The organism is Faecalibacter macacae (assembly GCF_003687725.1).
Taxonomy (GTDB): domain Bacteria; phylum Bacteroidota; class Bacteroidia; order Flavobacteriales; family Weeksellaceae; genus Empedobacter; species Empedobacter macacae.
Map to the genome: position 1 here is coordinate 214409 of NZ_RDOJ01000001.1, position 21373 is coordinate 235781.

Here is a 21373-nt window from a genome sequence, read left to right on the forward strand (position 1 = left end):
AATGGCATTATCTAAGACAGAAAAAAGACAAAAAATAAAAAGACGCGTTCGTCGTAATATTTTTGGTACAGCTGCAAAACCTCGTTTATCAGTTTACCGTTCAAATAAAGAAATTTACGCTCAAATCATCGACGATAACTCAGGAGTAACTTTAGCTTCAGCTTCATCTCGTGAAGCAGGTGTTGAAGGAGCAAAAACTGAACAATCAACAACTGTTGGTAAAGCTTTAGCTGCAAAAGCAATCGCTAAAGGAATTGAAACTGTTGTTTTTGATCGTAACGGTTTCGTATATCATGGTAGAATCAAAGCTTTAGCTGAAGGTGCTAGAGAAGGTGGTTTAAAATTCTAAAAAAAGAAAAGAAATTATGTTAGGATTTAAAAACGTAGAAAGAGTAAAACCAACAGGTTTAGATTTAAAAGATCGTTTAGTTGGAGTTCAACGTGTTACTAAAGTAACAAAAGGAGGTAGAGCATTTGGTTTCTCTGCTATCGTAGTTGTAGGAGATGGTAATGGAGTAGTAGGATACGGTTTAGGGAAATCTAAAGATGTTGCTTCAGCAATCGCTAAAGCAATCGAAGATGCTAAGAAAAACTTAGTTCGTATCCCATTAGCTGGAAACACAATCCCTCACGAACAAGAAGCTCGTTTCGGTGGTGCGCAAGTATACATCCGTCCAGCAGCTAAAGGTACTGGGGTAATTGCAGGTGGTACTGTACGTGCAGTATTAGAGTCAGTAGGTGTAAAAGATGTATTATCTAAATCTAAAGGTTCTTCTAACCCACACAATGCTGTTAAAGCGTCTATGCGTACTTTATTAAGCTTACGTTCAGCTGAAACTATCGCTCGTCAAAGAGGTATTTCTGTAAGTAAAGTGTTCAACGGTCAATAATTATTATCATGAAAGTAAGAGTAAAACAAACACGTAGTGCTATCAACCGTGATAAGTCACAAAAAGCAACTTTAGTAGCTTTAGGATTAAAAAAGTTGAATCAAGTAGTTGAGCACGAATCTACACCTCAAATTGAAGGTATGATCCGTAAAATTCAACACTTAGTAGTTGTAGAAAGAGCTTAATCGCTTTAACCTTTAAAAGATTATCAAAAATGAATTTAAGTAATTTAAAACCAGCAGCTGGTTCAGTAAAAAATAAATTCCGTAAAGGTAGAGGTGAAGGTAGTGGAAACGGTTTGACTGCAGGTCGTGGACACAAAGGTGCTAAATCTCGTTCTGGTTATTCAAGAAAAATCGGTTTCGAGGGTGGACAAATGCCTTTACAAAGACGTTTACCAAAATTTGGTTTCAAAAACATCAACCGTGTTGAGTACAAAGGAATCAATTTAGATACTATCCAAACTTTAGTTGACAACAACAAAATTACGGATACATTAAACAAAGAAACTTTAGTAGAGTTAGGATTAGCTCACAAAAACGACGTAGTGAAAATCTTAGGTCGTGGTGAGTTAACTGCAGCTGTTACTATTATTGCTGACAAATTTACTCAATCAGCTCAAGAAGCTATTGAGAAAGTTGGTGGTAAAGTTGAATTAATTAACGCTAAGTAATATTTTTTTATAGATGAAAGGGTTTATTCAGACCATAAAAAATATCTGGAGCATAAAAGAATTAAAGGAAAAGTTAATTTTAACTTTTCTTTTAATTCTGGTTTATAGATTTGGTTCTTATATTCCGCTTCCAGGTGTCGATATTAACGAAGTAAATCGTTATGTTGCAGACCAAGCAAGTGCAAGTTCTGGGATTTTAGGATTATTAAACTCTTTTACCGGAGGTTCTTTTAGTAGAGCTTCCGTTTTAGCATTAGGTATAATGCCATACATCTCTGCATCAATCGTTGTGCAATTAATGGGATTAGCAGTACCTTATATTCAAAAACTACAAAAAGAGGGAGAAAGCGGTCGAAACAAAGTAAATCAAATTACTCGTTGGTTAACAATCGGTATCTGTTTAGTACAGGCACCAGCTTATCTAACATTAGTGACGTCACAAATTTTACCTTATGACCCAGCATCACCTTATGCATTTTATTTAGTTCCACCATCGAACTTTTGGTTCTGGTTTCCTTCTGTAATCATATTAATTACAGGGACAGTCTTTTCGATGTGGATGGGAGAAAAAATTACAGACAAGGGAATTGGTAATGGTATTTCAATCTTAATTATGGTTGGTATCTTAGCAGATTTACCTCGTGCTATTTTAAATGCATTTGAAACTGATGCAAGTGGTGGAATCTTTTTCTTGTTAGAGATGTTAGGTTTAATCGTTGTTATTGCATTATGTATTATGATTGTAGCAGCAGTACGTAAAGTACCTGTACAATACGTAAGAAGAGCTCAAACATCAAGTAGTTCGTACATGAGATCTGTTACAGATTCAGTACGTTCATACATTCCTTTGAAAGTGAATGCTGCTGGTGTAATGCCTATTATCTTTGCACAAGCAATTATGTTTTTACCTGGTACGCTAGCAAGTTATGTTTTAGAAGACGACAGTCCAATAAAACAATTCTTTACAAAAATGGCTGATCCATTTACTTTAGAGTATAATTTAATCTTCGGATTCTTAATTATTATCTTCACATATTTCTATACAGCAATTACAATTCCTGTAAACCAAATGGCTGAAGATCTAAAACGTAACGGAGGAATCATTCCAGGAATCCGCCCTGGTAAAGAAACTGCAGATTTTTTAGATGAAATTTTATCAAAAATTACGTTACCTGGAGCAATTTTATTAACTTTGCTTGCTGTTTTACCAGCGATTGTTAAATTATTAGGTGTTGATCAAAATTTGGCAATGTTTTTTGGAGGTACATCAATGTTAATTATGGTTGGTGTAATTCTTGATACTGTACAACAGATCAATACATATTTATTAAATCGTCGCTACGATGGATTAATGTCATCAGGTAGAACGTCAAGTGATATGGCTTAATTTAAATTAAAAATGGCTAAAACAAAACATATAGAACAAGACGGAACAATTACAGAGTCATTGTCAAATGCAATGTTCCGTGTTGAATTAGAAAATGGGCATGTCGTGACATGTAATATTTCTGGTAAGATGCGTATGCACTACATTAAATTATTACCAGGGGATAGAGTAAAAATTGAAATGTCTCCGTATGATTTAAGTAAAGGACGTATTTCATATCGTTACTAAGTAAATTAAAGATATTAATAATGACTGGAGATAGAGTTAATAGGCGATATTAGCTCTATCGGATTATAGATAAATTTTATAAAGATGAAAATTAGAGCATCCATTAAAAAGAGAAGCGCTGACTGTAAAATTGTGCGTCGTAAAGGACGTTTGTATGTGATCAACAAAAAGAATCCTAAGTTTAAACAAAGACAAGGTTAATTATTTAGAATTATGGCAAGAATTTCAGGTGTAGATTTACCTAAGAACAAAAGAGGGGTAATCGGACTTACATACATTTACGGTATTGGTAGAAGTACAGCTTCTAAAATTTTAGCTGAGAACAACATCTCAGAAGATACAAAAGTTAGCGAATGGACTGATGAGGAAATCAACGGTATCCGTGCGTCAATCAACGACAACGTTAAAGTTGAAGGTGAATTACGTTCAGAAATCCAATTAAACATCAAACGTTTAATGGATATCGGATGTCAGAGAGGTATTCGTCACAGATTAGGTTTACCTTTACGTGGTCAAAGAACTAAAAACAACTCACGTACAAGAAAAGGTAAAAAGAAAACAGTTGCTAACAAGAAAAAAGCCACTAAATAATAAGTAGATCATGGCAAAAAATCAAAAAGTAGTTAAGAAAAGAAAAGTAGTTGTTGAAGCTACTGGACAAGCTCATATTCAAGCATCGTTTAATAATGTTATCATTACATTAACTAACAAAAACGGTGAAGTAATCTCTTGGTCTTCTGCAGGTAAAATGGGATTCCGTGGTTCTAAAAAGAACACTCCATACGCTGCTCAAGTAGCTGCTCAAGATGCTGCAACTGTAGCATACGAAGCAGGTTTAAGAAGAGTTAAAGTATTTGTTAAAGGACCAGGTCAAGGTCGTGAGTCTGCTATTAGAACTATTCACAACGGAGGGATTGAAGTTTCTGAAATCGTTGATGTAACTCCATTACCACACAATGGATGTCGTCCTCCTAAAAAGAGAAGAGTATAATTTTATTTTTCTTTAATTAAACATTTAATTTTAATAGTAAAAAATCATGGCAAGATATACAGGACCAAAAACTAAAATTGCAAGAAAATTTGGACAACCAATTTTCGGAGATGATAAATCTTTTGAGAAAAAGAAATACGCTCCAGGGCAACACGGGCCAAACAAAAGAAGAGCTAAAAAATCTGAGTACGCTATTCAGTTAACTGAAAAACAAAAAGCTAAATATACTTACGGTATCTTAGAGCGTCAATTTGCTAACTTATACAAGAAAGCAAACGCATCTAAAGGTATTACTGGTGATGTTTTATTACAATTATGTGAGTCTCGTTTAGACAACGTAGTTTACCGTTTAGGTATCGCTAATTCTCGTGCTTTCGCTCGTCAATTAGTATCTCACAAACACGTTACTGTTAACGGTGAAGTTGTAAATATCCCTTCTTACCAATTAAAAGCTGGTGATGTTATCGCAGTTAGAGAGAAATCAAAATCTTTAGCTCCTATCACTAACTCATTACACGCACGTAAAGAGTATGATTGGTTAATTTGGAATGATGAGCAATTATCAGGAACTTTCACAAAAGCTCCAGAAAGAGTTCAAATCCCAGAAGATATTAAAGAGCAATTAATCGTCGAGTTATATTCTAAATAAACCTTAAAATCAGACTAATAAAATGACTATTTTAAATTTCATCAAACCTGACAAGGTAATCTTAGTAGAATCTGATTCTAACTTTGGACAGTTCGAATTCCGTCCGTTAGAGCCAGGATACGGGATTACTGTTGGAAATGCTCTTCGTAGAGTATTACTTTCTTCATTAGAAGGTTTCGCAATTACTTCAATTAAAATTGAAGGAGTAGAGCACGAATTTTCAACAATTCCAGGAGTAGTGGAAGATGTTACAGAGATCATTTTAAATCTGAAAAAGGTTCGTTTTAAGAAACAAATTGATGAATCAGATGCTGAAACTGTAACTGCTACTATCTCAGGGCAAGATCAATTAACAGCAGGTGATTTAGGTAAGTTTATCTCGGGATTCCAAGTATTAAACCCTGAATTAGTAATCGCTAACTTAGATTCAAAAGTGAACTTGACTATCACTTTCACAATTGAGAAAGGTAGAGGATACGTACCAGCTGAAGAGAATAAAAAGGCTTCTGCGCCAATTGGTACTGTAGCAATTGATTCAATTTACACTCCTATTAAGAATGTAAAATATTCAATTGAAAACTATCGTGTTGAACAAAAAACTGATTATGAAAAATTAGTTTTAGAAATCACTACAGATGGTTCTATAACTCCACAAGATGCTTTAACTGAAACAGCTAAAATCTTAATTCACCACTTTATGTTATTCTCTGATGAAAGAATCACTCTTGAAGCAGAAGAAGTAGCATCTGGCGAGACTTACGATGAAGAAGCATTACATATGCGCCAATTATTAAAAACTAAATTGGTAGATATGGACTTATCAGTAAGAGCATTAAATTGTTTAAAAGCAGCTGAAGTTGAAACATTAGGCGAATTAGTTTCTTTCGCAAAATCTGACTTAATGAAATTCAGAAACTTTGGTAAGAAATCTCTTACTGAGTTAGAAGAATTGGTGGACAGCAAAGGTTTAAACTTTGGTATGGACATCGCAAAATATAAGTTAGACGTAGAATAATTTTATTACAATGAGACACGGAAAAAAATTTAATCACTTAGGTAGAACTGCTTCTCACAGAAGAGCGTTATTATCTAACTTAGCTATATCGTTGATTACACACAAACGTATCAACACAACAGTAGCAAAGGCTAAAGCATTACAAAAGTATGTTGAGCCTTTATTAACAAAGTCTAAAACAGACGATACAAACAACCGTCGTGTTGTTTTCTCATACTTACAAAACAAGGAAGCTGTTACTGAATTATTCAGAACAGTAGCTCCAAAAATTGCTGACCGTCCAGGTGGATACACTCGTATCATCAAAACTGGTTTCCGTTTAGGAGATAGTGCTGATATGGCAATGATTGAGTTAGTAGATTTCAATGATATCTACACTAACGCAAAAGTTGAGAAAAAAGCAACTACACGTCGTGGACGTAAAAAAGCAACTGAAACTGCTGTTGAGGAAACTCCAGCTACAGAAGCAAACGAAGAAGCTTAATCTTAATAAGATTATAGATAATAAAAAAGGACTCCATTTGGAGTCCTTTTTTTATTTTATGGTATTTTGATTAGTTTGTCTGTTGTGCATCGATTACAGCAATTGTAACCATGTTAACAATCTCTCTAATACTACTATCTAATTGTAATAAATGAATAGGCTTTTTCATCCCGATTAGAATTGGACCAACAGCTTCTATATTTCCAAGTTCTTGTAATAATTTGTAAGAAATATTAGCCGATTCTAAGTTTGGAAAAATTAGCGTATTCGCATGTGTTCCGGCTAATTTACTAAAAGGATAATTACTTTCTAATTTTTGCCTATTTACTGCAAAATTTGCCTGAAGTTCACCATCAACAATAATATCTGTATGATTTTGATGTAAATAATCAACTGCTTTTTGAACTTTTGATGGAGTAATTCCTTTATTTGATCCAAAGTTAGAATATCCTAATAAAGCTATTCTAGGCGTTATATTAAACTTCTTTATTGTATCATTAATTTGTAAAGTAATATCTACTAACTCTTCTGAAGTTGGATTTAAGTTTACAGTAGTGTCTCCTAAGAATATAGGCCCTTTTTCAGTAAGCATCATATACATACTTGCTACTTTAACATCTTCTCTGGCACCAATCAATTCTAAAGCAGGTCTAATTGCTTGAGAATAGTTTTTTGTCATACCTGAAATCATTGTATCAGCATATCCAAATTCAACCATACATGATCCAAAGTAATTTCTGTCTCTAAGCATTTTCTTTGCATCATTTAACGAAACACCTTTTCTTTGTCGTTTGTTATAGATAAACTCAGCAAATTCATTGTAACGTTCTGTATTTTCTTCTGTATATGGATCTATGATTTCAACATCATCTAAATCTAGCATATACTCTTTGATCATTTTTTCAATCTTAGTTTTATTACCTAAAATGATTGGAATTGCAATTTTTTCTTCCTTTACAATTTGTGCAGCTCTTAAGATTTCGAAACGATCACCTTCAGCAAATAATACTCGTTTAGGACTAGTTTTAGCTTTCTGAGTAAGATTACGCATGATTGTACTTTCTTTATTAATACGTTTAATTAATGAATTTTTATATTCATCAAAATCTGTAATTATATTTTTAGCAACGCCTGTTTCTATAGCAGCTTTAGCAACAGCGGCCGAAACTTCTGGTAATAATCTTGGATCATTTGGTTTTGGTATAATGTAATTTTTCCCAAATTTTAAAGAATGATTATTGTACGCTTGTGTTACAACTTCTGGAACTGGTAGTTTAGCTAATTCCGCAATAGCACGAACAGCAGCAATCTTCATTTCCTCATTAATTGTTGTTGATCTAACATCTAAAGCACCTCTAAAAATGTAAGGGAAACCTAATACATTGTTTACCTGGTTAGGATAATCAGAACGTCCAGTCCCCATGATGATATCTTGTCGTGTTGCAATAGCAGTTTCGTAAGCAATTTCTGGATTTGGATTTGCCATTGCTAAAACAATTGGATTATTTGCCATTGTGTTTAACATCTCAGTAGATAAAACATCAGCAGCAGAAAGTCCAATGAAAACATCAGCATCTTTTACAGCGTCTTCTAAAGTGTAAATATCACGTGTAGTAGCCCATTCAGCCTTAGATGGATCTAAATTTTCACGATCAGCTCTGATAACACCTTTACTATCTAACATTACGATGTTTTCCTTTGTAGCTCCAACTGAGATATACATTCCTGTACATGAAATTGCAGCAGCTCCGGCTCCGTTCACAACAATTTTAACCTCCGAAATATCTTTACCTTGTAATTCACAAGCGTTAATTAAAGCTGCACCAGAGATAATAGCAGTACCATGTTGGTCATCGTGCATTACAGGAATATTCATTTCTTCCTTTAATCTTCTTTCGATTTCAAAACATTCAGGAGCTTTAATATCTTCTAAATTAATTCCACCAAAAGTTGGTTCTAATGCTTTAACAGTATTAATAAATTCATCAATATTCTTTGTATCTAATTCAATATCGAAAACATCAATATCAGCAAAAATTTTGAAAAGTAAACCTTTTCCTTCCATAACTGGTTTAGATGCTAAAGCCCCGATATCACCTAATCCAAGAACAGCTGTACCATTACTAATTACAGCAACTAAATTTCCTTTGGCAGTGTATTTATATGCGTTTTCTGGATCTTTTTCGATTTCTAAACAAGGTTCTGCAACACCAGGAGAATAAGCTAAAGATAAATCTCTTTGTGTATTAGTTGGTTTTGTTGGCACAACGGCAATTTTACCTGGCTGACCCATCGAATGGTAATTCAATGCATCTCTTTTCTTGTTGTCATTCATTAATTTGTAGTTTATATTTTTTCCATATTAAAAATAGGAATTATTTATAGTAACAAATTATGACAAATATTATAAGTTGATAATTTTTTATATAATATTTTATTAAGTTGAATATTTAAGACTATTAAAATTATCTAGTTAATAATTTTAGTTGTAGTCTTATTTAAAAAATTATGTAGTAGATGTTTTCTTTAAAAGAAAAAAGGACTCAATTTTGAGTCCTTTTAGAATTAATTCTTTATGAATTTTCTATTGATTTTAGTTCCGTCTTTAAAAATTAAAGTAGCAAAGTAAGTGCCTTTTGTTAAGTTACTTGTGTTGATGTTTTTAACATCTTCAGCCTTAATTAAAGTCTGTCCAAGAATATTCTTAATCTCGATTTGAGCAATATTTTCAGTTATACTAATTTGTAAAATGTCTTTAACGGGATTAGGATATAACTTAATATTTTTATTTTTAATATCTAATGTTGTTAATTCTTCTTCATTAATTTTGAAATTATCATAATAGGCGCTACCACCATAATTATTATGCAACATTGTTAAACCTTTAATTTCAGTTTGCGAAAAATTGTTTGTTGTATATATTAATTGATCATTAAAAAAGTATTTAATTTCTTCTGAATTTACTTCAACTTTTATATTATGCCATGTGTTTAAAGCGTAATTAGCAGCAGCATCTGCATACGCAAAATCGTAATCAACGCTAGTTGTTACATATACATAACCACGATTTTCCATTCCGATACCTACAACTGGAACAAAGTTATCGTAGGCATCAATTCCGTATAAATTAAATTCGAAATCAGCACCGTTTCTTTGGGTTACAAACACATCAAATGAAATTGTAAAGTCATCGTATTGAAATGGTGTACCAAATGTTTTACTTGCTCCAAAAATAGGAAACCATTGTGGGTCGTATTCATCTTGGTGTCCATTCTTAAAAGAATATAGACCGTCACTTGCTTGTTCGTCTGTTACGACTTGATTAGTTAAAAATTCGCCTCTATTATCCGTAATTTCCCAACCGTTTTGTGTATTTAGACTTCCTAAGGTATATCCTTCAGCTTGTTCAAATGAGATATTTTCTTGTCCAAAAACGAATGTTTGTGCCATTAAAAGGCCTAATGAGTAGTAAAAATTTTTATTCATATTTAATGTATTAGTTTGATAAAACTACGAATACATTTTATAAATAAAAAAGTCCTCCATAAATGAAGGACTTTAAAAGTTTATATTGTATGAATTATTTCTGCCAATTTTTTGGTTAAATTCTTACGGTTAAATTGCTGAACTTCCTTTTCATTCGTCATGAATTTTGATTTAGGATTAACCAACCATTGATTATAAATATTAAGAATTGTTGATTTAATTTTCTCTACTTCTTGATGATTAAAATATTCGCCAGCCTTTGTTTTAAGTAAAATCTTTTCAACATCGGCTTCGTTTGGACCAACGGCTAATATTGGATTTCCTGTTGCCATATATTCAAATAACTTACCTGGAATAATACCTTTCGAAGCAACGTTATCAAAATTTGTTAATAACAATACATTTGCTTTATTAATTGCGTCTAATGATTCTTGATGAGAAACATAACCATGAACAACTAAATTCGAATTTAAACCTTCATCAACAATTGTTTGTTTTACATCATCAGCCAAAGAACCATAGAAATTAAGTTTTAAATCGTTTTTAAACGATGAATTACTTTTTGATAAATCATTTATCGCTTTCCATAACGAAAGTGGATTACGAAGCATTTCTAAACCTCCAGAATAAGTAATATGAAAGTACTCTTTATCTTTTTCGGTTTCTTGTTTTACTTCTTCGAATCCATTCGTAATAACTTCAACTCGTTTTGCTCCAATTTTTTTGAAATTATCACCGTCCGTATAACTTGTAGCTAAAACTAAATTTGCTTTAGACATTACTTCATGCTCTAAATCTTTATGTTTTTTAGCTGCCCAAGTAGTCAATTTTAATTCTTTGTGATAACTAATTTGTGTCCAAGGATCACGGAAATCTGCAATCCATCTAAGTTTTGGATTTAATTTCTTCAAACCTAATCCAATTAAATGCAAACTATGTGGCGGCCCTGAAGTAACAATAGTATCTATATTTTCTTTTTGAATATAATCTTGAATAAATTCAATAGAAGGATTGATCCAAAATTTACGTGCATCTGGAATAAAGAAGTTTCCACGAATAAAAACAGAAAGTTTCGACATAAAAGATTGTGATTCTTTCTTCTCAAAATGTCCACTTTTGTAAGCTTTATTTTTTGGATTTAATTTTTCAGCAAGCTGATAAGGTTCCCAGATTTTATTTTTGACAATCTTAACCTTTGGATTAATATCCTTAGCTAATGTTTCATCAATAATTGGATAAGATGGATTTTCTGGAATATAAACATGAGGTTCGTATCCAAATTCAGGAAGATATTTAGTAAACTTCAACCATCTTTGAACACCAGGGCCTCCCGCAGGAGGCCAGTAATAGGTGATAATTAATATTTTTTTCATTTCAAATTAAGCAACTTTGTTGTCTTCGTTTTTGAAATTATCTTTTTCCTTTTTACAATTCTTATATCCTAAGAATAATCCACCAAGAACAACAGCGATTAAGATAACGTTTGACGCAATCATAACTGTTTTTCCAGTTTCAATTACTTGAGGTTCGTACGTAAATACGATTTCGTGATTTCCTTTGGTAATTGGTAGCGCACGTAAAATGTAATTAGCTTTTAAGATTTCAACATCTTGTCCATTAACTGTCGCTTTCCATCCATGAGGATAATAAATTTCAGAGAAAACAGCAATTTGATCTGTATTTGTAGAAGCTTTATACACCATTTTAGTAGGAGTATACGATTCTAATTTAATCACAGCTGTCGAATCTTGAGCAATCGTTTTAGGTAAAGTACTTGCTACATCGTTTCTTAAAATTACTTGTTCCTCTAAAAATGTATCATTTAAAGCTAAAATTTCTTCGTTTGCATTATTAACTGCTTTAATATTACCAACAAACCAAGCATTACCAAAAGCTGTCGGGTTCATTTCAATTTTAGGTTCTTGAATTGATCCATGAACGATGTATTTTGTATTTAACATGTTTAATACATTGATCATACCGCTTTCGTCCTTGATTCCGTATTGCTTTGCAGCTGGATTTCCAGAGAAATATAAATCAATAACATCTTGATACTTTCCTAATTTCGCAGCATGATAACCACCGATTGAATTAACGAAGAAAGAAGTTCCGGCTTCGTTAAATGTACTTTGAGTTGTATTGTAAACTCTATATTGAGATTTATCTTGTTTCGCTAATTCAGATAAAGCAAAATTCATTGGAACTTTGTAAGCAATTTGTGCAACGTTGTTATTTGAATTTGCTTCAGATTCTAATTTAACTGATAATTCTGTAGGGAATGGATTTTCTACAATATAATCTGAAACAAAATTATCGTCATTAAAATAACGTTTGTTAACCGTAATACCATCAATTAAAGCTAAGGCTCCGATAGCTAAAACAACAATAGTTGAACTTTTGATTATTTTCTTTTGGTAAGCGTATAATAATCCAATTGTAGTTAAAACAAATATTAATGTACGGATTGTATCACCTTTAAACATGTCGATACGATCCTGAATTAATGCATTGTCTAAATCTCTTAACATTGATTCCCAAAAACCAATTGCGTTAGGATTTGCTTGTCCAATTAATTTTAAAAACTCAGTTGTTGTATAAGAATCTGATGCAGATTGGAATGAGAAAATTGCTCCTGCACCAACATATAGAATTGCTAAAATTGCAACTGTAGCTCCACCAACATAAGTTAATGTTTTTGTTTTGAAAGCTTCAGAATCTTCATCTTTTATAAAATAATATAAAGTGATGATTGCTAATAATGGCATCGTAAATTCTGCAATTACTAAAATAGAAGATACCGCACGGAACTTGTCGTACATAGGGAAATAGTCTACAAATAAATCTGTTAACCATTGTAAGTTTTTACCCCAAGCTAAAACAATACTTAAAATAGTAGCTCCTAATAACCACCATTTGTATTTTGCGTATTGACCACGAACTAAAAATAATCCTAAAATAAACAAGAAAACTACGATAGCACCTTGGTATGCAGGACCAGAAGTTCCCGGTTGTTCTCCCCAATAAGTTGAACGAGGTTGTTGCGCTAATGCTTGAAAAACTTGTTGATTAAATTCATCTTCTCCAACAGCTGAAGCTGTAGTTTGCAATTGACTAAAGTAGTTTTGTAAATCGTCTTCAGTACTCATTGATGATCCTCCCATTAAGTTTGGAATAAATAAGTTTAAAGTCTCTAATTTACCATAACTCCATTGTGTAATATAACTATGATCTAATCCATCTGTATTTGATTTTAATAAAGACATTTCAGATTTTCCACGAGTAGTTTCTTTCGAATATTCGTAAGTTGCTAATAAACGTGAAGCATTTAATCCTAAAGCGATAATTGTAGCAACAACAACTAATCCAGATGCTTTAAAGAAAGAAGGTAATTCTTTCGCTTTGAAGTCATAAATGAATTGTACGATTGCAAAAATCATCATTGCTAAGAATAAATAAAATGTCATCTGGATGTGATTGGCCTGTAACTGTAATCCCATAAAAAGGGTAGTTAAAACAAAACCACTGATGTATTTTTTTCTATATAACAATAAAATACCAGCTACTAATGGCGCAAAGTAAGCAATAGTATGTACTTTGGCATTGTGCCCAGCAGCGATAATAATAAAGAAATAAGCACCAACAGCAAAGAAAATTGATCCTGTTAGGGCGTATTTCCATTTTTTGAACAATGTTAATCCAAGGATAAAGAATCCAGAGAATAATAAGAAAATGTAATCTGCAGGTCTTGGTAAAAATCGAATAACCTTGTCAATACCTTTGATTAAATCAAAATCGTATTGAGCTCCTGTTTGGTAAGTTGGCATACCCCCAAACATCGCATTCGACCAATATACACGATCATTTGTTTGTTCTTGATAAGTTAGCATCTCTTCGGCACTACCACGATAGTTGATGATGTCGGGTTGAATAATTGCTTTTCCTGAAAGTACAGGCGCACAATAAAACAATGCTACAAGAGCAAAGAAAATTAAAGAGCCTAAGATGTAGAGTAAATTCTTATTATTTTTCATTCTTTTCTTCGATTATTTCGAAATCAACAGTTTCTGCCTCAATGTTATATTTAGATTGTTCAATAGGAGTATTAGAATTCCTTTGATTTGTGTTTCCAGTGTCGTAAGTATTATTTTGTTGATATTGTCCACCAAATTGTTGACTTTGGTTGATAGCATCTTTGAATGCTTTTTTAATCATTAAAATTTTACGAACAAAGCGAAAAACAAATAGAAAAATAATACCTAAAATTAAGATCCAAATAATAGTTTTCATGTTTTTTAATTTACGGTTGTCGTAGTCGTAGCAGTTTCAGTCATGGTTTGTTTTTTACCATTCATTTCCATAGTACGTTTCGACGTTTCTTTTTTAGTTAAACTTACATTATTGATCCAACCAGATTTTGTATCTAACACGATTGAACCCGTTACATCTGCATCCATATTTACACTCATTTTCATTCCTTGTTGAGCATCTGATCCACTTAACTTTTGACCACCTTTTACAGTGATTTTAGTATTATTAGAATCGACATTCATTAAAGTTCGAGTTAAGTTTGAATTTCCTTTCAGTCCACCTTCATTTATATTTTGAGAATCTGACCAAGATTCATTTAATTTTAATTTTTTGTCAGGATAAATGTTCATTGTTTCTTCGAACTGAGCAGAGATTGCTTTTTCATTTAAAGAATTTTTCAACATTTCACTGATAAATTTTTGCTCTTCAGCAGATAATTGGCTTTTTACAGAAGCTTCAATTTGTTGTCTGATTTTATCTAATCCAGTTACAGAAATAACTTTACCTTTTTGATCAACCTTCATTGTATAAGGTTTCCCAATCATTCCTTTGTAAATGCTCCAAGAAAATGCAATATCCTTATCAGCTGGTTTCGCTCCACTTGTATCGTAAGACATTGTTTTACCTTCTGGATCAGTCATTTTTTCGCTGTATTGTTTAGAAACAACATCCAAAGTATAAACACCATCTTTAATATCTTTTACAGTATACTCGATTGTTTTTTTACTTTCGTTAGACATTTTGATTGTTTTATTACCATCAGATGCAGTATTGATTCCTTTTACAGCTAAAGTAATCGGGTATGTTTTTCCTTTTTCTAAATTATATCTGAAATCAAAAGTATTGTCTTCATTTTGTTGGATAGCAGTATTTTCTGAAACTTCTAATGGTTTTGCAATCGTATCGGCAGCTTCTACTTTTACAATTGTATCTCCTTTTTCATCAATTACTAATTCTTGTCCTGCTTCGTCTTTGCTTTCTTTTTTACAAGCTACAACAGTTGTGAATATCGCAACTGCTAAGAATATTTTTTTCATATGTTTTTCTAAATACGGTTTTTGAGTTTTAGTATTTATACCAAAATCAATCCAAAAATAACGATTTTAGATGGTATTACAAGATGATATTTTAAATGTATTGATAATGAATTGAATATTGTTTTAAAATAAAATAGCGACTCAGAAATGAGTCGCTACTATTTAGTTGATAATTTTGATTTGATTACTTTTTGTATGTGCTTTATAGCTTGAATTATACATACTTTCTACTTGCGAAATTCCGGCAGAAAAATCACCTAAATGATTTGCTTTTACTTCGTATTCAAACGTATGATTTCCTTTAGGTAAACGATCAATAAAGAAATTAGTTTCTGTATCTTTCGTTTCAAAGTAATAAGGTAAAATTCTGTTCCAACTATAACCGGATGGTTTATAAACAGGTTCGAATCCAGCGGAACGATTGTCTTTTAAATGAACATAACTTATCTCTTCGTTAGCAATTAATGTTAATCTAATTTTTAACTTTTCACCTAATTTGATTTCTCGGTTTAATGGAATCCAATCGTTATTTTCATTGATTAAGATTTCACGTTCAACACGTAATTTGTTTTGATGAGCTTTAATTTCTTCAAACGGAATTTCGTATGTTTTTTCAATGCTTCCGTAAGTATTAAAGGTTTGATTATTTTTAATTGTAAATGAATCCGAAACTTGATTTCTATCCTTCGTTTCAAAAATTTCTTGACCAAAAACTTTTGTCGTTTCCATTTTCTCTAATCCTTGAATTGAAACTTTTTGTTCAGAAATTTCTTTCGATTTTAAAGTAGATAAAATACTCGAAACTGTATAATTATTACTCAATGTATTTTGCCAAGCATTTTGTTTGTGTTTCAACATCATCCATTGGATTAAAGATGTAGTTTCTTTATTATTTGCTTTAAAAGCTTCTACCAAAATAGCCTGTGTAGAAAGCGGTGTTTCTAAGAAATAATGTGTAGCATCATTCCAATACGAGCCATTTTCTTGCTCAGAAATCATTTCAGTTTCTAAACTTGTAATGATATTTTTTGCATGCGTTTTATTCTCTAAAAATTGAGTGATAATTGCAGCTTTTGCACGAGTTGTTAAATCACGTTCACCAACATAATTTTCAATTTTATTGAATTGATTTTGATACATTTTTTTGACTTCGTCCAATTTTGTGTTTGTTATTGGATGAAATTGATAGATGTACATCAAATCAATATAATTTGTTAAAATAGGCGTCGTTTTTTTGTCTGATTTATTTAGATTTAAATTGTATTCAATCAAATAATTTAAACCTTTTTCAAAACTTTCTTTTAATCTATTTGAGACTAAATTAGGATGATTTTTAATTACTCTACCAATGTAAGTTAAATTCTGTTTTGTGATTTCGATATTCGTTTTTCCTCCTTCAAACCAAGGAAAACTTCCGTCTTTTAATTGGCTAGAAATAATTTTATTTTCTAATGCTTTTAGTTCTTTCGAAACGTTTTTACCGTCTAAAGTTTTCGCTAATTCAATTAAATTTTCTTTCTGTGTTTTCGCTTGATTAACCCAACTTGTATTCGTTTTTTTAATTTCGTTTTCGAAAGCTGTCGATACATTTTTATCTTTCAGAATTTCTTCAAAATATATCGTAATCGAAGGATATTGCGTTTTAATTTGTTCCAACATTTTGTACGCATACCATTTACTTGTCGTTTGCTCCGTACAATCGTAAGGATAGGTTGCTAAACGATTCAAAATTGATAAAACTGAAAACAAAGGATTTGATTCAACTTCAATTTTTAAGTTTTTAAAATTCTTTTGATCAATGTTGATTTTAATTTCTTTTTCTTCGTTTGGTAAAACCACAATTGTTTCGGCTTCTGTAACTAAAATTTTATTCGAAAGAATAGACAAAGCTTGTTGTTCACCATCCGAAAAAGTAGATGTTCCGGCAACGATTTTCACAATTACATCATCCAAATTTGCAGGAATTTTAATTCGCCATTCAACCAGTGAAGCCTGTTTAGCATTTACCTCGAACGATTTTTCGTTATTCACAACATCAAATAAATTGTTAATAACTTCATTTGTATGTGGATTAATCAACTCGATACGAGCCAAACCATTTAAATTTTGACTACTTATATTTTGAATTTGAGCTGATAAAACTACTTCATCATTTGTACGTAAAAAACGAGGTAAATGTGGCGAAACCATCAAGTCTTTTTGCGTTTTAGTTGTAAAAGTTCCATCACCTGAATTCAAGTCTTTATCATGAGCAAAAACTAACAATTTCCATTCAGTTAATGCTTCCGGAGACGTAAATTCGATCGCAACATTTCCATTTTGATCTGTTCGTAATGTTGGGAAAAAGAAAGCTGTTTCGTTTAAATTTGTTCTCGTTTTTACTTTTGATAAATCAATCGAATCATCTTTTGTAGATTTTCGGTCTGTTGTAATAACAATTACACCATTTGCACCTCGACTTCCATATAATGCCGTAGCAGATTGATCTTTTAAAACAGTTGTTGATGCAATATTTAGTTTAGAAATATCAAATGTATCTTCTTGTATTACGCCATCTACAACTATTAATGGGTTTTTACCTGTAATTGATGCTGTTCCTCTAATGGTAACAGAATTAGAAATATATCCTACAGTTACTACTTCTTCTAAACTAATCCCTGAAACTTTACCAGCTAACATTTCGTCAACTGAAAATTCTGACCTTTGATTAAAGGTTGTGTTTGCTCCTACTGAAAATGATTTTTTAATTATATCATAATTCGTGTTGAACAGATAAAATGGCTGAAAAGTTCTTGTTTTAAGTTGAGGATACTCAAAATTTAATGGATTATATACTTTGGTTTTGTGGTGATTCGTTAAACTACTTGTATCATAAAAATCATACATAAATTCATTTATCCTAAAAGGGTAATTTGGCCATGAATACCAATTGATTTTTCTTGAAAAATTATTACTCGCAAATTGATCTAATGAAGCATCATACATAGTTGCTAAAACTTCTGCATTTGCTTGTTCATTACTTGTATTTTTTACTTTAATACTCCAAGTTTCTTGTTGTCCTGGCTGAATTTTATCTCTAAAAACTTCCGTTTTTATGTCTAATTGATGTGTTGAAAACTGAATAGGAATTTTAACGCTTCCTGATTGATATTGATTATGATGAATCATCAAATAATCAATCTGGAAATTAGCATCAATTAGCGCTTGTGTAACTTTTGTAGAATAAGTAGCTTTTCCATTTTTGAACGGAATTACAAGTGTGGTTTTGAATTTATTTTCTTCTTGTAAATACAATAAAATAACGGCTTCATCTTTAAAATCAGTTTCGAAATTAACAGAGAAAGTTTCTCCGACTTTGTAAGTTGGTTGAGAAAATCCTACAGTTAAAAATTCTTTATTAGAAAAACGAAACGATTCGTCTTCTGCAATTTTTATGATTTTAAAATCGCTAATTGTATCATTGTTTACAATTGAAATTGCCTCGATTAAATATTTACCTTTTTTAAGTTTTTCGGGCTGATTAATTGTGATAAATTTCTTTTCGTTGGTATCAAAAGATGAAGTTTGAATTACTTTGTAATTCTTCCAATATTTTTTTTTATTATCTAAATTTTTATCGTCTAAATTATATTTACCGAAATATTTTTTCTTTTCTTCGGTTGATAAAATTGCATAATCACTATCAAAATTATACTCATGTTTTCCATAGATATTATCTGCTTCTGGAAGTTGATAAATTGTAACATTCCCTTTTAAAGGCGCAAACTTTTTATTATAATTTTCTGTGTTGATGATTACATCTTTCCAATCTTTATTTAGAGCAATAGATGGTATAGAAATATTAATTTTATACGGATTTTTACCATAATAATAGGTTAACGAAGTCGATTGTGATTCACCAGTTGTATTGATCGCATCTGTGAAAATCGTAATATAATCGAAAGAACTTTTTCCTTCTAATTTTAGTTTAATTATAAATTCTCCATTTTCATCTGTAACGGTTTCGTTAGTTGTATTTTCACTTTCAAAAGATTTAGAGATTTTATAATTAACTTTTACATTATTCAATCGTGCACCAGACAAAGACTCAACAAAGCCTTTGAAAATAGCTTCGTCACCATAATTATAGTTTACAGCAGGTTGTTCCAAGACAACTTTATACGTTGGTCGTTTATATTCTTCTACTTGAAAGGATTGATCTGTTAAATATATTTTGTTATCTAAAATTGAAATTCTAAAATAACCATTTAATGTTTCTTCAGGAAGTTTAAATTTTCCGTTAATTGAACCAAATTCATTTGTAGTTAAAGTTAAACTATCAATTTTTTGGTGATTGGCATCGTGTAAAATAGCTTTCAGTTCAAGATTCGGAAGCACCTTTCCTTTTTTGTTATCTTTTTCAAAAGCAATTGCTTTAAAAAATACTTCTTGACTTGGTCTATAAATCGCACGATTTGTTAATATTGTGGCACTTTTTTCTATTTTAGATTCATTGTCATTCTCATTAAATTCATCTAAATCATAATCTGATAAATCAATAAATTCTTTCGTACTTGGGATGTATAAGTATAAATATTCCAAATCTTCTTTTAGATCGCTATCGTCGTCAGATGTGTAGAAAAATTCACCCGCTTTATTGGTTTTAACAGTTTTTACTTTGTCATAATCTTTCTTTTCACCATCGTTATAAATCTCAATTTTTGTGTTGGCAAGTGGAAAACCAGTTTTACGATTAATGATTTGAGTTTTATAATTATTTCCATTTTTAGCTTCACCAATTTCGAATAATTTCACAAAATAATCTGAGATTTTAAATGAAGTGTATTGCACAATATTTGTTTCATCATCATTCGTAAACGAAGGATTATTACTTGCTACGATAAAATATTCTCCCGTTTCTAAAGGATTAATTTTGTATAACGTTTCGTGATTCAAATAATCATCAAATGCTTTTAATTTTACGTTTTCTTCGTACTCTAAAATGGCGTTTGTTTGGTAACTTTTTGTAATTGTATCGTATTTAAAATCGAAAACTTTTTTATCAAATGGATGATTATTTTTATAAATTTTAAGATAAAGTTGAGGAACTTTTGCAGAAGTTATATTGATCGGAATAAATTCCTTCGTTGAATACGAATCTGGAATTTCGATTGAGAAACTTGGTCGAGTAATTTTCTTCTTTAATTGGATAAGATTATTTGTCCAAATTGTATTGGGATATAATTCAATCGCTTGATCTATTTTAGGAATTGCATCCTGAATGTATTTTCTGTTGTAATAATACGTGTAATCTTGAGAGTTGATCGTATTGAATAGTATTTGCGCATTAAAATCTGCAGTATTTTTCTTTAATTCAGAAATTAATTGTTCAAAATCTTGTTCGTTTCTATTATATCCAAGATTCAAATAATACTGATACGCTTTGGCTTCGTTGTACTTTTTTTCTGTATTTAATCGTTCAATTTCATTTTGAATAAAAGTGATTTTTTGTTTTAATATTTGATTACGAGATTCTTTATCATTTATAAAATTTCCATAGATATTATTAATTCCGTTGAGATATAAATTTCCAATCAAATGAAAAAGAGTAGGAGCTATCGAAAACGAATTATAGTTCGCATAACTTGTTTTAATGTCCTTATTTTTCTCGTTGTCGAATTGATTTGATGTAAAAAGAAGTTTCCAATTTTTGGCAGGTTCTTGTTGTAAAATGTGATAATCTTTAACAGATTGAACCAATAACGAATCGACAAAATCTAATTTTTTTACCTTAGACCAGTTTAAGAAATTAGTTGATGTATCGTCTTCTTTTATCGGTTTTATATGGATCCGATCAAAGAGTAAATTGGCGTAATAATGATTTAAAATTGCTTGTTCCGGTTTCGAACCTGTTTTGATTTCATTTTCTAATATTATAGCTGCTTTTTCTACGAAAATAAATTGATTGGTATGTGTATGTCGTAACGATTGAATTTCTTGAAAAACTGCAAACAGATATTCAGACTTTTTATTCTCATTTAGTGCATTTGTCTTCGCTTGGTTGATAAACAAATTTGCATTTTGATAATTCTTTTTGGATAGATTATCCCGAATCGAATCCCATGTTGAGGTAAAATTAAAATTTTGTCCAAAAGTAGAGATCGAAAGAAATAAAAAAAGTAGAGCTTTGAATTTCATATTTATGTTTAATTGCTTAAAAATAAGAAATTAAACCAAACAAAAAAA

The 21373-nt window shown here is 31.1% G+C and carries 19 protein-coding genes; 12 read left to right on the top strand and 7 right to left on the bottom strand.

Features of this window, described 5'->3' with window-relative positions:
- Position 1 precedes the first annotated feature (1 nt).
- From rplR to rplQ, 12 genes are all read left to right on the top strand, one after another.
- Positions 2 to 349 (top strand): 50S ribosomal protein L18, encoded by a 348-nt coding sequence (gene rplR / locus EAH69_RS01055; RefSeq protein ID WP_121933349.1) that lies wholly within the window; start codon positions 2 to 4, stop codon positions 347 to 349.
- A gap of 16 nt (positions 350 to 365) precedes the next feature.
- A complete protein-coding gene (gene rpsE, locus EAH69_RS01060) occupies positions 366 to 890 on the top strand; it encodes a 30S ribosomal protein S5 (RefSeq protein ID WP_394338555.1) in 525 nt (174 codons plus the stop codon).
- Positions 891 to 898: 8 nt separating this feature from the next.
- Positions 899 to 1075, top strand: coding sequence for a 50S ribosomal protein L30 (gene rpmD / locus EAH69_RS01065; RefSeq protein ID WP_394338556.1), 177 nt, complete (start codon positions 899 to 901; stop codon positions 1073 to 1075).
- Between the two features lie 29 nt (positions 1076 to 1104).
- Positions 1105 to 1563, top strand: coding sequence for a 50S ribosomal protein L15 (gene rplO, locus EAH69_RS01070; RefSeq protein WP_121933352.1), 459 nt, complete (start codon positions 1105 to 1107; stop codon positions 1561 to 1563).
- A gap of 13 nt (positions 1564 to 1576) precedes the next feature.
- Positions 1577 to 2950 carry a preprotein translocase subunit SecY gene (gene secY, locus EAH69_RS01075; RefSeq protein ID WP_121933353.1) on the top strand — a complete coding sequence of 458 codons (1374 nt, stop codon included), beginning with the start codon at positions 1577 to 1579 and terminating at the stop codon, positions 2948 to 2950.
- A gap of 12 nt (positions 2951 to 2962) precedes the next feature.
- Positions 2963 to 3178 (top strand): translation initiation factor IF-1, encoded by a 216-nt coding sequence (infA, locus tag EAH69_RS01080; RefSeq protein ID WP_121933354.1) that lies wholly within the window; start codon positions 2963 to 2965, stop codon positions 3176 to 3178.
- A gap of 84 nt (positions 3179 to 3262) precedes the next feature.
- Positions 3263 to 3379, top strand: coding sequence for a type B 50S ribosomal protein L36 (gene ykgO, locus EAH69_RS01085; protein WP_013598490.1), 117 nt, complete (start codon positions 3263 to 3265; stop codon positions 3377 to 3379).
- Between the two features lie 12 nt (positions 3380 to 3391).
- The gene (gene rpsM, locus EAH69_RS01090) at positions 3392 to 3769 is read left to right on the top strand and encodes a 30S ribosomal protein S13 (protein ID WP_121933355.1); all 378 of its coding nucleotides are present in this window, start codon (positions 3392 to 3394) and stop codon (positions 3767 to 3769) included.
- A 10-nt stretch (positions 3770 to 3779) separates the two neighbouring features.
- Positions 3780 to 4169: a 30S ribosomal protein S11 gene (rpsK, locus tag EAH69_RS01095; RefSeq protein WP_121933356.1), complete on the top strand. Its 390-nt coding sequence runs from the start codon at positions 3780 to 3782 to the stop codon at positions 4167 to 4169.
- A gap of 46 nt (positions 4170 to 4215) precedes the next feature.
- Positions 4216 to 4818, top strand: a complete 603-nt coding sequence (gene rpsD / locus EAH69_RS01100) for a 30S ribosomal protein S4 (RefSeq protein WP_121933357.1) — start codon at positions 4216 to 4218, stop codon at positions 4816 to 4818.
- Positions 4819 to 4840: 22 nt separating this feature from the next.
- A complete protein-coding gene (locus EAH69_RS01105) occupies positions 4841 to 5833 on the top strand; it encodes a DNA-directed RNA polymerase subunit alpha (protein ID WP_121933358.1) in 993 nt (330 codons plus the stop codon).
- Between the two features lie 10 nt (positions 5834 to 5843).
- Positions 5844 to 6317 (top strand): 50S ribosomal protein L17, encoded by a 474-nt coding sequence (gene rplQ / locus EAH69_RS01110; RefSeq protein ID WP_121933359.1) that lies wholly within the window; start codon positions 5844 to 5846, stop codon positions 6315 to 6317.
- Between the two features lie 70 nt (positions 6318 to 6387).
- On the opposite strand, the gene EAH69_RS01115 is transcribed toward rplQ, so the two are convergent.
- The 7 genes from EAH69_RS01115 to EAH69_RS01145 form a co-directional block, all read right to left on the bottom strand.
- Positions 6388 to 8652 carry an NADP-dependent malic enzyme gene (locus tag EAH69_RS01115; protein ID WP_121933360.1) on the bottom strand — a complete coding sequence of 755 codons (2265 nt, stop codon included), beginning with the start codon at positions 8650 to 8652 and terminating at the stop codon, positions 6388 to 6390.
- Positions 8653 to 8882: 230 nt separating this feature from the next.
- The gene (locus EAH69_RS01120; protein ID WP_121933361.1) at positions 8883 to 9803 is read right to left on the bottom strand and encodes a T9SS type A sorting domain-containing protein; all 921 of its coding nucleotides are present in this window, start codon (positions 9801 to 9803) and stop codon (positions 8883 to 8885) included.
- Between the two features lie 80 nt (positions 9804 to 9883).
- On the bottom strand, positions 9884 to 11176 hold the full coding sequence (locus tag EAH69_RS01125; RefSeq protein ID WP_121933362.1) for a glycosyltransferase: 1293 nt from the start codon (positions 11174 to 11176) through the stop codon (positions 9884 to 9886).
- Positions 11177 to 11182: 6 nt separating this feature from the next.
- Complete coding sequence (locus EAH69_RS01130) at positions 11183 to 13834, bottom strand: YfhO family protein (protein ID WP_121933363.1); 2652 nt, start codon at positions 13832 to 13834, stop codon at positions 11183 to 11185.
- Positions 13824 to 14090: a hypothetical protein gene (locus EAH69_RS01135; RefSeq protein WP_121933364.1), complete on the bottom strand. Its 267-nt coding sequence runs from the start codon at positions 14088 to 14090 to the stop codon at positions 13824 to 13826. Before EAH69_RS01135 ends, EAH69_RS01130 begins: the two co-directional genes overlap by 11 nt.
- Before the next feature lie 5 nt (positions 14091 to 14095).
- Positions 14096 to 15148, bottom strand: coding sequence for a DUF6263 family protein (locus tag EAH69_RS01140; protein WP_121933365.1), 1053 nt, complete (start codon positions 15146 to 15148; stop codon positions 14096 to 14098).
- Between the two features lie 162 nt (positions 15149 to 15310).
- The gene (locus tag EAH69_RS01145) at positions 15311 to 21325 is read right to left on the bottom strand and encodes an alpha-2-macroglobulin family protein (protein WP_121933366.1); all 6015 of its coding nucleotides are present in this window, start codon (positions 21323 to 21325) and stop codon (positions 15311 to 15313) included.
- Positions 21326 to 21373: the final 48 nt, after the last annotated feature.

What these genes read in the sequence shown, in the direction of transcription:
- rpmD (WP_394338556.1), top strand. Translation starts at nt 899, where the DNA reads ATGAAAGTAAGAGTAAAACAAACACGTAGTGCTATCAACCGTGATAAG.
- rplQ (WP_121933359.1), top strand. Translation starts at nt 5,844, where the DNA reads ATGAGACACGGAAAAAAATTTAATCACTTAGGTAGAACTGCTTCTCAC.
- ykgO (WP_013598490.1), top strand. Translation starts at nt 3,263, where the DNA reads ATGAAAATTAGAGCATCCATTAAAAAGAGAAGCGCTGACTGTAAAATT.
- rplO (WP_121933352.1), top strand. Translation starts at nt 1,105, where the DNA reads ATGAATTTAAGTAATTTAAAACCAGCAGCTGGTTCAGTAAAAAATAAA.
- rpsD (WP_121933357.1), top strand. Translation starts at nt 4,216, where the DNA reads ATGGCAAGATATACAGGACCAAAAACTAAAATTGCAAGAAAATTTGGA.
- EAH69_RS01135 (WP_121933364.1), bottom strand. Translation starts at nt 14,090, where the DNA reads ATGAAAACTATTATTTGGATCTTAATTTTAGGTATTATTTTTCTATTT.
- rpsE (WP_394338555.1), top strand. Translation starts at nt 366, where the DNA reads ATGTTAGGATTTAAAAACGTAGAAAGAGTAAAACCAACAGGTTTAGAT.
- EAH69_RS01140 (WP_121933365.1), bottom strand. Translation starts at nt 15,148, where the DNA reads ATGAAAAAAATATTCTTAGCAGTTGCGATATTCACAACTGTTGTAGCT.
- rplR (WP_121933349.1), top strand. Translation starts at nt 2, where the DNA reads ATGGCATTATCTAAGACAGAAAAAAGACAAAAAATAAAAAGACGCGTT.
- EAH69_RS01105 (WP_121933358.1), top strand. Translation starts at nt 4,841, where the DNA reads ATGACTATTTTAAATTTCATCAAACCTGACAAGGTAATCTTAGTAGAA.
- rpsK (WP_121933356.1), top strand. Translation starts at nt 3,780, where the DNA reads ATGGCAAAAAATCAAAAAGTAGTTAAGAAAAGAAAAGTAGTTGTTGAA.
- EAH69_RS01125 (WP_121933362.1), bottom strand. Translation starts at nt 11,176, where the DNA reads ATGAAAAAAATATTAATTATCACCTATTACTGGCCTCCTGCGGGAGGC.
- EAH69_RS01120 (WP_121933361.1), bottom strand. Translation starts at nt 9,803, where the DNA reads ATGAATAAAAATTTTTACTACTCATTAGGCCTTTTAATGGCACAAACA.
- rpsM (WP_121933355.1), top strand. Translation starts at nt 3,392, where the DNA reads ATGGCAAGAATTTCAGGTGTAGATTTACCTAAGAACAAAAGAGGGGTA.
- EAH69_RS01130 (WP_121933363.1), bottom strand. Translation starts at nt 13,834, where the DNA reads ATGAAAAATAATAAGAATTTACTCTACATCTTAGGCTCTTTAATTTTC.
- secY (WP_121933353.1), top strand. Translation starts at nt 1,577, where the DNA reads ATGAAAGGGTTTATTCAGACCATAAAAAATATCTGGAGCATAAAAGAA.
- EAH69_RS01115 (WP_121933360.1), bottom strand. Translation starts at nt 8,652, where the DNA reads ATGAATGACAACAAGAAAAGAGATGCATTGAATTACCATTCGATGGGT.
- infA (WP_121933354.1), top strand. Translation starts at nt 2,963, where the DNA reads ATGGCTAAAACAAAACATATAGAACAAGACGGAACAATTACAGAGTCA.
- EAH69_RS01145 (WP_121933366.1), bottom strand. Translation starts at nt 21,325, where the DNA reads ATGAAATTCAAAGCTCTACTTTTTTTATTTCTTTCGATCTCTACTTTT.